The 11,753-nt window shown below is 54.9% G+C and carries 11 protein-coding genes; all 11 read right to left on the bottom strand.

The window, feature by feature from the left end; genetic code table 11:
- Positions 1 to 413: 413 nt before the first annotated feature.
- A complete protein-coding gene (locus IT781_RS22945; RefSeq protein WP_194972049.1) occupies positions 414 to 719 on the bottom strand; it encodes a zinc ribbon domain-containing protein in 306 nt (101 codons plus the stop codon).
- Between the two features lie 6 nt (positions 720 to 725).
- Entirely contained in the window at positions 726 to 1,802 is a 1,077-nt protein-coding gene (locus IT781_RS20580; RefSeq protein ID WP_194972048.1) for a zinc-ribbon domain-containing protein, read from the bottom strand.
- 69 nt (positions 1,803 to 1,871) lie between these two features.
- Entirely contained in the window at positions 1,872 to 2,129 is a 258-nt protein-coding gene (locus IT781_RS20575) for a hypothetical protein (protein ID WP_194972047.1), read from the bottom strand.
- 59 nt (positions 2,130 to 2,188) lie between these two features.
- Positions 2,189 to 2,488 (bottom strand): hypothetical protein, encoded by a 300-nt coding sequence (locus IT781_RS20570; protein ID WP_194972046.1) that lies wholly within the window; start codon positions 2,486 to 2,488, stop codon positions 2,189 to 2,191.
- A 100-nt stretch (positions 2,489 to 2,588) separates the two neighbouring features.
- Positions 2,589 to 3,014, bottom strand: coding sequence for a zinc ribbon domain-containing protein (locus IT781_RS20565; protein WP_194972045.1), 426 nt, complete (start codon positions 3,012 to 3,014; stop codon positions 2,589 to 2,591).
- A gap of 138 nt (positions 3,015 to 3,152) precedes the next feature.
- Positions 3,153 to 3,833: a zinc ribbon domain-containing protein gene (locus IT781_RS22940; protein WP_194972044.1), complete on the bottom strand. Its 681-nt coding sequence runs from the start codon at positions 3,831 to 3,833 to the stop codon at positions 3,153 to 3,155.
- Between the two features lie 11 nt (positions 3,834 to 3,844).
- Complete coding sequence (locus tag IT781_RS20555) at positions 3,845 to 4,567, bottom strand: DUF4339 domain-containing protein (RefSeq protein WP_194972043.1); 723 nt, start codon at positions 4,565 to 4,567, stop codon at positions 3,845 to 3,847.
- 8 nt (positions 4,568 to 4,575) lie between these two features.
- Positions 4,576 to 9,180, bottom strand: a complete 4,605-nt coding sequence (locus IT781_RS20550; RefSeq protein ID WP_194972042.1) for a hypothetical protein — start codon at positions 9,178 to 9,180, stop codon at positions 4,576 to 4,578.
- Between the two features lie 3 nt (positions 9,181 to 9,183).
- Positions 9,184 to 10,263, bottom strand: a complete 1,080-nt coding sequence (locus IT781_RS20545) for a hypothetical protein (RefSeq protein ID WP_194972041.1) — start codon at positions 10,261 to 10,263, stop codon at positions 9,184 to 9,186.
- The gene (locus IT781_RS22680; RefSeq protein ID WP_255528735.1) at positions 10,260 to 10,388 is read right to left on the bottom strand and encodes a hypothetical protein; all 129 of its coding nucleotides are present in this window, start codon (positions 10,386 to 10,388) and stop codon (positions 10,260 to 10,262) included. Before IT781_RS22680 ends, IT781_RS20545 begins: the two co-directional genes overlap by 4 nt.
- 619 nt (positions 10,389 to 11,007) lie before the next feature.
- The gene (locus IT781_RS20540) at positions 11,008 to 11,637 is read right to left on the bottom strand and encodes a carotenoid biosynthesis protein (RefSeq protein WP_194972040.1); all 630 of its coding nucleotides are present in this window, start codon (positions 11,635 to 11,637) and stop codon (positions 11,008 to 11,010) included.
- Positions 11,638 to 11,753 lie beyond the last annotated feature (116 nt).

The following is an 11,753-nucleotide window of genomic DNA, read 5'->3' as shown; positions in this document are numbered from 1 at the left end:
CTACATTTGGGGCATCTAACCATGATCACTGACTCGGTAAAAATGGATTAGCTTAACCCATGCCATACTAACTTAACAATGCCGGGTCGAGAACTGGCGCACGCACTTTAGGTTCCGGTGGCTTATCCATGACTAAACCTATGGGCAGTGAAGATGAGGAAAGGAGAAATGAACAGAATTTTACGGGTTGGAGTGAATCCGCGAGGTCGAAACCGTAAGTTTCTGTTCAAATGCCCCCGCTGGTCCATTTATTAACGTTATAGGATTTTTTGGGTTAGGGCTTAGACTTCATTACACCTAAATTTGGCAATTATCGCCCAGCCTGACAGAATTTGCGACAGAACCAGTTCCATCTGGCGACTCGACCAACTCCTTGATGGGGTATGGTTCATCGGGAGAAAAAGCAATCCTTCTCACCAAGAAAAAATCGTGATAAAAAAGCCGATGGCTAGAATCCCAAAATAGATTAATAGTGCCACCGCTATTAACGTCCAAATCGCGTTGGTAATCTTCTCTCTCGCAGGCTGTGGCGAGGCCGTTGGCAAGGCCTGCCCGCATTCGCCGCAGAAACGTTCGTCCGATTGGCATTTGGCGCCGCAGTTCGGGCAGACTCCCCTATTTGCAGGCAAAGGTGGTGCAGCAATCGCCCGGGGGTGCCCGCAGCTGCCACAAAACTGATCCGCGGGCCCCAGCTCAGCATGACAATTGGCACATTTCATAAGACTTTATCTCCTCGGCGGCCACTTTGGCAGCCTCCATAGGCGCACCGTTTTGTCGCTGCTCCCGGAGAGGGCATATCGGCCATCCGGGGAAAAGGCCACGCTGTTGACGTTCCCGGAATGGCTCTCGAAGCGATGGATTTCATGCCCGCTTTCCGTATCCCACAGGCGTATCGTGTTATCAATGCCCAAATCTCTTAGGAGATCGGCGTCGTAGGCGTCGGTGCCGCTGCCGGAGAGAAAGCTCCGGCCGTCTGGTGAAAAAGCGACGCAAAAAACATTACCCGCATGCCCTTCATAACGACGCAGTTCGTAGCCGCTCTCCACTTGCCAGAGGTAAACGTTGCAATCCAAGGTGCCTGCGAGGGCGCGGCGGCCATCCGGTGAGAACGATACACTTACAACCAGCATCATGAGCCGCTCAGGGCGTTGAAGTTCACTGCCCCTCTCCAAGTCCCACAAGATAACGGCATGGTTACTATAATCGGAATCACAGGCGCCAGATAGGGCATAGCGTCCATCGAGGGAGACTGCGAGACATTCCGCCGGACTCCTGTGGCCCTCGAAACGGCGCAATTCGCGCCCGGTCTCGAGATCCCAGAGACGAATGGAAGTGTCCCCGCTGCCCAACAGGGCATGGCGGCCATCAGGCATGAAGGCCATGCTGGTGACGAGCCCTTGCGCCTCGAGGCCAGTGACGAAGTGGCGGATTTCCCGTCCACTCTCCAGGTCCCACAGATGCATGGTGTAGTCGTAAGAGAGGGCGCGGCGGCCATCGGGCGAGAAGTCTACGGCGGTAATGGCCTCCCCTCCCAGAATGTGGCGGAGGGCGTGCCCACTTTCTATGTCCCAGACGTGAATAACCCCATCCCTGCCGGCAGAGAGCGCACGGTGGCCGTCGGACGAGAAGGCCACCTTGATGACCTCCTCCAGATGCCCCTCGAACCGGCAGATTTCGCCGATGGAATCAGCGGATTGCAGCCTCGGTGTCGCGGTGGTGGCAGCAGCCCCCAGCTCAAATCCGCATTCACCACAGAAACGATCGTCGGCATCTACTTCAGCATGACAGTTTTTGCATTTCATTAAGCCACCTCAGAATCCACGTGATTGCCCATAGGACCATCGCCTGCAACGAATCTGCAGGCGTCATTTTCACCCTTGTCTCTCTTTCCCCGCCTGCCACTTCTTGCGCGAATTAATCGTTCCAGGCGGGTTATAGACCGCACATATGCAGGTGGACAGCTTGAGAGCGCCGGACATATACCGCCAACCGATCACCTGGGGTAGGTGGCAAACGCGGCGGATCTCGCCGCTTGTTATCTTGAGGCCAATGATGACTTCGCAACCCTCGTGGCTCTCCGAGGGCATAACGGCCTTGAGGTTCTTTTTCGGTGTCAGATGGACAAACATCACCATCGCCGTCCTTCGGCTAACAGCATAAACCTTGTGGCGACGGGATAATACCCAGGTCAATCATCTTCATGCGGCCCCAATGGGTAGGTGTGGAAGATAAAGCAAGACCCTTCCCGTTCAGCCTTCCGGTAACACGCCAACCCCGCTTCCGAATCCGCGTAATCTTCCTCGTATATAGCATGATCTTCCTCCTTGGCTTCCACCGTCCAGCCAAAACTATCGATACCCTGGCGGGCGATCTCTTCAGCCTCTTCGTGTTTTTCGCTGTTGATCCAACAGTTGACATAGGCACCGCCGTATTGATCGTAAGAATCGTTCCCCGGTTTTGGTTGCGATAGAAATGTGAAAAAGTACATTAGAAACCTCTTGTATTCAGCCGGCGCCGCGTGTGTATGATTAACATGTAAAATCCATGCTTTATCTTTATATAGTGGCTAAGTAATTATGCGCAGGTGCTTACCAATAATAGGGGCCAAATAGCTCCTCCATGAAGCCGATCATTATGATCACTAGCCCGACTAGAAATGCCGTGCCTACGACCAGCAGGACGAAAAGCTCCCCTGAGGAACGCTCTTCCGGCTTCTGCCCCCGGAAAAATTGGTACCCTACGAAGCCTAACCCCACTAGAAACGCAATGCCCACGATCAGTATTTCGAAAAAAACTCCAAATAAGCCTAACATCCGAAGGAGCCATAACCATCCAAAAACGGCGACGCCTATGAGGGCTTTCAATGCGTAAGGCCAGCGACGGCGCTGCGCCGCCGCTTCCGGGGTTGGGACGGGTGTTTGAGACTGCGATGGGACAGTTGGCAGGGCCTGCCCACACTCGCCGCAAAAGCGTTCGCCAGTGTCTATCTCGGCGTTACACTTGGGACATTTCATGAGATTCTCCTTAATTCTAAAGATGCCAAGTCGTCAGGAGGAAAACAAAAAAGCACAAAACGGTTATCCACTACAAGGTCCTACGCTTGCCCCGGCTCACTCAAAAAATCCAAAGATCTTGACAGTGACATTGAGATTTCAGGTAATCAACTGACCACATCCCGTACAAAACTTCTTGCCGGCCGCGACGGGTTGATTACAGTTGGGGCAACGCCGTGCCGGCTGGAACAAAGTATTACTCTTCACCGGACCCTCTTCCTGCTTCCGAGGTATCGTTTCACTCGTTTTAATGAGGCGCATCAACAGCGCTCCGAGTTGTGAGCCTGACAACGACTTGAATAGACCGGTTCTGCTGGTGAAGTCCGTAGCGACATTGCTGGGAATCGAAAAGGTGTGAATTGCTCCACGCAGTGGAGGAGGTGGCGGCGCCACCAATCCGGAAGGCCAGGGTGGCGGCTGCCACATTTCGGTCACTTGCTCTATAGGAGCGATTGTTTCGGATCTCGGAGGGGGCAGCGATGTCGACGGAACGGTGGCGGCCCCACACGAGGAGCAGAATCGCGCATGCTTTCTTAAAGAGGCGCCACACTGACGGCAGCTTGTCTCCGAGTAAACCGGCTGCGGGGATGGAGGTGATACCGGCGCCCCACAGTTAACACAGAACTTCCGGCCCTCTTTCAATGCGGTCCCGCACTGCGGGCAAGTTCCTTCAGACTGAACAATTGAAGGCGAGGAAAACGAGACCCGCGTCCCGCATTTCCCGCAGAATTTCTTGTTCGCTCGGAGTTGTGCACCACACTTTTCACAAATCAGTGACATCCTGGCTCCCCTCAAACATCCATTGGATGCTCACGATAAGGCTGGCCGCATGCCGAGCATAATCGATCGCCGCGTTTCCCAAGTTGACCGCATCGACCGCAAACCGGCTCTTCGGCAAGCGGCGGCGGAGCGTCTTTAGGATTCGCACCGGGAAGCGGAGGCGGCATGCCGGGGCCAGCGAGCTCAACGAGTTCGGTTTCCGATGCTGGCTTCCAGTCCGTCTGCGGCCGATGCCACACCAGAGTGGTCCAAGGCAGTACGCCTTGTTCCAATAACTTCAGCAACTGGCTCTGCATTATCGGACCCTGGCTCTGATTTCCCCAGGCATAGAACCACTGCGGCTCTGCTGCCGCCTGTCGCTGAGGCTCAAACAGTTCTTCCGCAACAGACTCAATGGAGTGAATGATCTCGCCCGCGGTCGTGCCTTGGTCATGAGGCCCTTCTCCCTTATCTGACGACGCCTGCTCGTCGGCCTGTTGCCCTTCATTCGTTGCCGGTATGCGAGTAGCCGACGTGCTGCCAAGAAGAGATTGTTCCAGATCGTTCCACTCGCGCTCGGAGGCGGCAGCAAGCTCCGCAACAGTGGGCATTGCGGACGGAGGGATTTCGCTGGAGGAGGCGGCTTGCACCTCGGCGTTGATGGCCTGCATCTCGGCTTGCAGCCGGTCCCATTCCGCTTGGAGGGGGCCGAGCTCGTCTTGCCAGTTGATTGAGGATGACGGGTTGATTGGCATTGGATCTCTCATTGTAGAAAATCGTCCGACGAACTGAGTTTGAAGCTTTCTTCAGTTGCGGGCAGGAAAAGCGAGGCGTGGATAGCAGCTTGCAGCATCACCACGTCACGCGGATAGGCGGTGGTGTAGCAGTAGTAGCCGAACAAGCTCGGGATCAGCCGGCCCACGGCGGCCACGGCCGAACCGAGCGATGCGGCTGTCAGCCAGGCTCCTGCCGCAATCCAGAGGCCCATGCCAGTCCACCAAGTGAAAACCGCAACCAGCAGGGCGACGAAGCGGAAAACCCAGCTGAAACCGAAGCCGATCCAATCAGCCAGCGTATCCCAGTCCACCGAGGTCCATTTCGGTTTCTGCCGCAACCGGCGAAAAGACTCGGTGAAGCGGGCGTCCTTTTCCTTGGGCGAGGCATCCTCGAACGACTTGAGAAACTGGGCGATGTGATTCTCCAGCCTGTCGACACTTTCGCCGGCAATTTTCAGCGAGTTGTTGGGCATCAAATCCACGGGCGGGGCCTTGAGGGTTTCGATCGAGAGCAGCGCCTTGCAGAGCCGGTGGTAGCAGTCGCGAGCCTCGCCCAATGCGCGCGGGTAGTAGTCTTCGTAGCCGGCGCGCAGAGTTTGGTCCATATACTGTTCCTCCCAGCGCAACTGATCGACGTCACCCTTGCCGCACGCCTTCCATCGATCGAAGAGCTGAAACTCCAGGTAGGGAAACGTGAAGAGCTGTGAGCCGGATGCGGCGTCGGGATTGGCTGAGCCGGTCTTGCTCAAGCACGTGCTGCCCGCAACGTAGGCTTCCGGGCGCAAATAGGTAATGGTGCTGTAGTTGGAGCGCGCAAAATCCACCATAGCCAGGATGGCTTCGAACATCTTCGCACCCAGCAGCGCGACCAAGCGCAGCACGAGGTTGACAGCATACATCAATAGCCAGAACACGAAGCGAATCAAGTCGGGTAACCGGCTGAGCTGCCTGCAGGCCCATGCCCAGGCGCCCTTGAACATGCTGGCGAACCAGTCCACCACGTCGAGACATCTGTTGATCGCCCAGTCGAGCCAGCCTGCATCCACGCCTTCGGGTTTTTGGGCGGGAGCTCCATCTTCGCCGCTACTGGCCTGAGTTTCATCGAGGAATTGGAAGAAATGCTCCTGGCCTGACTTGACGCCATCGGAAAGGTTTTCGGCCATGAGGTCTTGCTGAGCTTTCCAAACTGTGGTGAGGCCTTCCACACGGCGTTGTGAATCGAGGCGCACGAAATTGGCGGCATCGTGAAAGTTCTTCATCGCCTGAGTGCTTTTTTGCTGAAGGTGCGAAACTTTCTGAAGCTCGCGTGAAAAATCCACCGCGGGACCGGTTGGAAGGCGCGTGGCTGGAGGTGTGCGGGAAACCCATGTGTCACTGTCACCGAGGGCGCCCAGTTGCCTTAATCCATCGGCCTCAGCGGCTACGGTCTGCAAACCTTGCGATGCTCTCTGGCAATCCGTGGTGTAATCAGTCACCAGCGCCCCGGCCTCGCTGTGGAGCGCTTGCAGTTTCGTCGCGGCCTCACTGGTCATAGCTTCAGGCTGGGGAGCTTTCAGTGCCGTGAAGGCGGATTCCATCTCCCCCTTCACCTTCTCGAGCTTGGCGCCCTTGATGACCTCGCCGACCTCGCTGGTCGTGGAGGCTTCTGGCCGGAGCGTGAGGTTTTCGGCCTGCTTCATCGAGGCAGCAGCTTTCTTGACATGTTGGTACTGGGCCTTGATCGCAGAGACTTCCAGCTCCGCAGTGGTCTTCCTGGCCTGGAGGAGCATCTTCTGCCTCAGCAACGTTTGCAGACTCTCGGGAGAACTAGCCTCGCTGCTGAGATGCTTGTCGACCAGCAAGCCAGCCCTTGACCACTCCTGCTTGGTGTCGGCCGCCTGACGCATCAATTGGTGAGCCCGCTCTTTGAAGCTCTCTGAAACGGCGCGTTGCTGTTCAGGAGCCAGAGCCCGGAACTCATCAAGCAGGTCGCGGCCTTGGTTGCTTAACGCGACGAGATTGTTGCTGTGCTGCTGGAAATCGCTTACCGCCTGCGAGAACTCTGTTTCGGCGCTGACGATTTTGGATTCGAGGCTGGCGAGGTCGCGCTTGTGCTTGTCCAGAGCACTTGTGAGATCCTTCCACTTGGTTTCGAAAACAGACAAATAATCATTGAGGATGCGCATGAAAACGCCCAGCATCGAGCGCAGCACCGTTGTCTGGATGCTCTCGTGCAGCAGCTTGATTTTTCGAACCTGGCTGAGGTCTATGCCGGTCTTGTCCTTGATCTTGGTGAGGACGCCACCGAAGCGGTGGTTAATGCCTTCCGCCACCTCGTCACAGTAAACAAAGTCGTAGAGAAAGTTGATCGAGTTGTCTATGGTGCGCTTGTAGGCGAGACGGTGGAGTTGGACGGCATCGCCCAGGATTTTCCAGGAGCGGCGCATGGTCGGCAGGTATCCCGCGGCAGCCATCAACGTCAGGAAGGTCGGTCTGCACTGAGCCACCAGATCAGCTTGGGCACGCGAGGCGAAGAGTTCCACTGCCCGCAGGCGAAACTCCGTCCCCAGCTTGGTAAATTCGGTCGGCGGGCCGGGAATGCACGTGTCCACGGGAAATGCGGTAGAGTTGAGGAACTTGTCATCCATCGTCCCAGTGATGGTGGTAATGTCATTGAGCAGCTTGGCAACGTCACGATGCAGCGGCGTCCTGAGCTTTAACGTCAGCTCGACCGGCTTCGCGTTGAGCTTCATCGCGCGCGGCGAAACAGGGACTTCGATCTTGCGCGGGCGGATAGGCTCCGAGGTGTCCGTGGCGCCGCTGTCAGGGCTAACCGGTTCCATGCGTACGATCTCGGGCGACTGCTGCGAACCGTCCGAGCTTTCACTGCCAACGATGAGCCGGAAATCCTTCAGCTCCTTCTCTTCACTATCCGCCTGGTTTTCGCCGATCGGCACGACAGGCGCAATGGTCACGGTGCCGCCGGTCTGAAACAGTTGCTGGTAGGAAGTCTTCTGCGTTTCGTTGAGGACGAGGGGAATAGCTTTGACGTGCTCCGCGTCCGGGACGGCCTCGGGATTGAGGCTGGTTTCGGCAGTAAAGTAAGGAAGTTTGAAGACTTGCAGGTCGAACTTTGGCGCCCATTCGAGTACGAAGCTGGGCGCCTGCTTGTCCTTCGGAGTATCCGCTGAGGGGATTTTGCCCTGATCATCCGGAGCGGCACCTGGCACGGTTCTCGGAGCGCCGGGCCTGGCTTCGATGAGGTCAAACTCGCCGTAATAATACTGGTCATTCTTTGCCGCCAGAAACAGCGAGTTTTCCTGCTTCGGACAGAACAGGAAGGTGATGCGGCCCCGGTCGTCGGTCTGCCACGTGCCGTGCGGCTGATCCTTGTTGTCGCCGCTGCGGACATCTCCGCTGAATTTGGGCTCGCCCGTATCGCTGATGGTCTCGCCTGCCGGCCGCAGACGCCACTCGACTTCCTGATTCCTCATCACGCGGACTTGGCCCGGGCTGGAATCGTCAAAGATCTCCACTTCTACCTCAAATCCTTCTTCCCACGGCCGTTGGCACTCAAGCAATACGGGCAGTTCCTTGGGGTCGGGCCGCAGGACGCGCGCCTTCCATTTTCTCACTCCGAGCATGAGTGGGATTTCGCGCGTGGCCAGTTGCGCGGCGTCGGCAGGGTTGGTGAGCGGCTTCTCATCCCTGCGATGGCGCACGATGCTGTGTTCGGGCCAGGCGAGGACGCGGATCGTCGTCTCGATGGGCAGTTCCTTCAGTAAGTTGGCGTCCTCTTCGAGGTTCTGGGTCCACCAGGTGGTGGTGACCTGCTGATTTTCCGCGGGAGCCAGATCCTTCCACGGGATCTTCTCCGGCGCGAGCACGGCGAACGTCACCCGGGGTTCTTCCGGCGCCAAGTAGTGGGTGAAGTCCGATTCGGCCCGCAGGTAGCCGCTCTCCTGCCGCTTTTCGAGCCACAGTTCGAGCTCGAAACCCTGGCTGTTCGTTCCGTCCACCGGAACTTCGATGGGAGTGTTTTCCTCCGCTGCCCCTTTCTCTATGTTGCCATGCTTGTCGCGAACAAGCGGAGTCCACTTCCAGCGAATGCTGTTGAGGTTAATGGTGACGATACCGCGGCGTTTGAACAGCTGCTTGGGATGGGGCTCGGCTTTCGCCGTCAGCAGAATCGGATGTTCCTGTTCTGCTTCCGCCGTCAGCAGGATCGGATGCTCCTGCTTCGCAGCAAACTCCACGGAGCCCCAAAACGCGAGGATGCGCTCGATATCGAGCTCCATGCGGAATTCAATCTTACCATCACGATACGCTTCTGTTCCAGGACGGATGTGGACAACACAAGGCTCCATGCCCGCCGCCTTTGCAGGGTCGCTCGCCCACAAAGTGGATAAAGTGCTCGGCGCGTGGCCGGCCAGAAGCTTTCCCGACTCATCTTCGGGAGCGCTCACATCCAACTTCAGCGTATCGCGCTTGATATTGCGGTTTGTGATCTCTACTCGAATGAGACGGCTATCCAGTGCCTCGGAGCGGTGGGCTGCTTCCTTGCGCTCCGCGTCAAAGTTTAGTTCAATCCGGATGGGGGGAAGTTTGGCCATAGGTCACCCTAGAATCGAAACCTTCAATTGCGGCTCATCTTCCAGCCGGATCGTCACAGGTCCGCTGATTCGCTTCGTCTCAATAACCGCTGAAACCGTTACTTTCGCTTCACCCTCGGCGAGTTGGGCGTCTTCCGACGGCGGCCAGGCGCGAACCGGCACGGCCTTGAATCCGTTGGTGCTCTGCGGCGCACCCAGGAGCAACCACTTGGAATCGGTGCCTTCGGCGGTAAAGGCCAGGCCCGAGGTCAGGGCCTCGGTGTTGACTTCCGGCTTGTTGCATCGAACCTGCGCGTAAACCCAAAGAAGATCCTCGCCGTCAGTAGTGAGGTTTGTTCTGTCATCCTGCGTGCGGATGTCCAATTCGTATTCCTTCGGTTCCTCCTCCCGTTTTTTACGACCCTTTCGGGCCAGCTTGTACAGGACCCATCCGATGCCCGGTATCAGTATCCATGGCACCCACGAGCCTCCGGCTGATGGGTCCCGCACGTGGACGATGGGACCGCCCTCGCGGTTGAGCCGTACTTGGTGGTTTAACTGACCTGATGCGAGCGTGCCTCCCCACTGTCGCTGTATGCCGGTAAGAATGTTGGGATTGTCCTTGTCCCAAGTTAGCTCCCAGGAATAATTTTCTGGAGTACAACCCGGCACCGAACAAAGCTTGAAGGACAAGCTGAGGTTTAAGGTGGTGCCGTCGAAGCTTGCCGCTTGAATAGGTATTGTGCCATCACTGTTTATGTTGGCGTCGGGAGCATCATCCGGTTTCGGTCTCAACCAGCTAGAGAACGCCCCGTAAAAGTGGCCTGTGACTTCCCCTTGCGCTTCGTTGAGCGTCAGCCTGGATCCTCCCGGTGCCGGTCCACTGCACTGCGACTCACTTACTTCGGTCCAACACTTTCCCGCGTATTCGACTGTCCAGACACCAGTCAAATCGGCGGCGCTGTTTGTTGAGAAAAAGGTGAAGAACAAACCAAAGATAGCAAGAACGATTTTGGATTTAATGCCTGACTTGCTGACGAAGTGAACGAAGGCACCGAGATTGACAGGAACCTGCGTTTGACGTGCAGACTCCAGGCCCATCATAGCCATGCGCCTTTTTCGATCAGGTGATCTTGCTGCGCGGAATCGACGGAGACAACGGCCGAAGCTTCTATCATGGAAAGTGCTGTGAACGCTGACAAGAGAAAAAGCTTTTCAATGATTTTCATTTCAGTTCTCCTGGGCATGATATTGCGCAGGAAGGATATCATTGGCAAAATTAACCGCAGCAATCAAGCTTAACAATTATTACTGTGCTCATAATCTCTCCCTCAACTCTTAATTAGTACTTGAGCTGAAGACATAAACATAACCTGCCATATCGGAGACTGTCGGATTTAACTTTTCAATAATCACTATTGATTAATAAACAAATTTAAATCCATTTCACGTAAAACTAATAAAAAATTAGATTTTGTATATTGAGGAAGTTCCCGAATTTTTAGGTTCTGTTGCAGCATGATGAATCGCCATGCTGGTAAGCTAGGCGTCCAATGAATTGCATAGTAAGCCCGCATGATTAGCTTCAAAGGCCATCGCATCGAAAAAGACTCCACAATCCCATCCGCCATGACTTTCCTCCACCGTTTTAAAGAGTGGAAGATTATTGCTTAGAGTGGGAACGATTTTAATGCGTAACCCCTAGGATCTACCCCCGTACAAAATGACATCATTTGGAAATTAGGTGCCGCTAACTGATCATCGTTTAATTCAGAAATTGCAAAATATTACCCCAGACCGATAGACTTTGCGACACAACCCATTTTTGTCATGTTGGACTTTAAACCCCTATTCCCAACCAAAAACAGCAATTAAATGATTGAGAAAGATCGATAATATTGCACTGCTTACAATGAGTGGAACAATGGCTGCAATTGAGCCAATGATTTTTTTGACAAAACCCCACTGCTGTCGTCGTATGACGATAATCCAGGCTAAGGAAGATAAAAACATCAAAACAAACCAACCGACGAAATTAAGTAAAGGAATGTCATAATAAATTGTTCCTTTAACGAACCAAATCCAGTATCTGGCTGCCACTGCGATCGGGTCGATAAAAAGATCCATCACCACGGCAACTACCCCAGTCAATAGAGGAGCCTGCCATAAAAGATTCTTTTGCGTAATGAGATCAAGTTCTCGGCGGGCTAATATCCCTTCTGATAGGAAAAGACAGCTACCACACATGCTGGTCCAGCCAAACAAAATAAAGCTAAAAACCCAAAGGCGGGATTGGCCCGGATATTCATAGTTATGTATCGCAAAAGCGGAAATATAATCCATGATTGCTGGAAAACCGCCGGAAATGATGAAAAAAGAGATCGCAGCGGCTCCGTCAAAACGCCACCCAATATAACCTACAACGATAACTGCGAAGACGATTGTGGCTATTAAAAGAAGTATAAAATCAGGGAGCATTAGGTCCCTCTCCGGTCCGGACTACATAGAGAGCCAGAACCAGTAATGGCAGCAACACTAACGTATGCATCCAGCCCTACCATCTAGCGCTATTTCTGCTTTAGCGTTTCAATAAA

Source organism: Methylobacter sp. BlB1, assembly GCF_015476545.1.
Classification (GTDB): Bacteria; Pseudomonadota; Gammaproteobacteria; order Methylococcales; family Methylomonadaceae; genus Methylobacter.
Note: the sequence above shows the minus strand (reverse complement) of the source record. Positions and strands in the feature narration are given on the sequence as shown.

Excerpts from the sequence above, each read along its gene's own strand:
- IT781_RS22945 (WP_194972049.1), bottom strand. The coding sequence starts at position 719 with ATGAAATGTGCCAATTGTCATGCTGAGCTGGGGCCCGCGGATCAGTTT.
- IT781_RS20580 (WP_194972048.1), bottom strand. The coding sequence starts at position 1,802 with ATGAAATGCAAAAACTGTCATGCTGAAGTAGATGCCGACGATCGTTTC.
- IT781_RS20575 (WP_194972047.1), bottom strand. The coding sequence starts at position 2,129 with ATGTTTGTCCATCTGACACCGAAAAAGAACCTCAAGGCCGTTATGCCC.
- IT781_RS20570 (WP_194972046.1), bottom strand. The coding sequence starts at position 2,488 with ATGTACTTTTTCACATTTCTATCGCAACCAAAACCGGGGAACGATTCT.
- IT781_RS20565 (WP_194972045.1), bottom strand. The coding sequence starts at position 3,014 with ATGAAATGTCCCAAGTGTAACGCCGAGATAGACACTGGCGAACGCTTT.
- IT781_RS22940 (WP_194972044.1), bottom strand. The coding sequence starts at position 3,833 with ATGTCACTGATTTGTGAAAAGTGTGGTGCACAACTCCGAGCGAACAAG.
- IT781_RS20555 (WP_194972043.1), bottom strand. The coding sequence starts at position 4,567 with ATGCCAATCAACCCGTCATCCTCAATCAACTGGCAAGACGAGCTCGGC.
- IT781_RS20550 (WP_194972042.1), bottom strand. The coding sequence starts at position 9,180 with ATGGCCAAACTTCCCCCCATCCGGATTGAACTAAACTTTGACGCGGAG.
- IT781_RS20545 (WP_194972041.1), bottom strand. The coding sequence starts at position 10,263 with ATGATGGGCCTGGAGTCTGCACGTCAAACGCAGGTTCCTGTCAATCTC.
- IT781_RS22680 (WP_255528735.1), bottom strand. The coding sequence starts at position 10,388 with ATGAAAATCATTGAAAAGCTTTTTCTCTTGTCAGCGTTCACAGCACTT.
- IT781_RS20540 (WP_194972040.1), bottom strand. The coding sequence starts at position 11,637 with ATGCTCCCTGATTTTATACTTCTTTTAATAGCCACAATCGTCTTCGCA.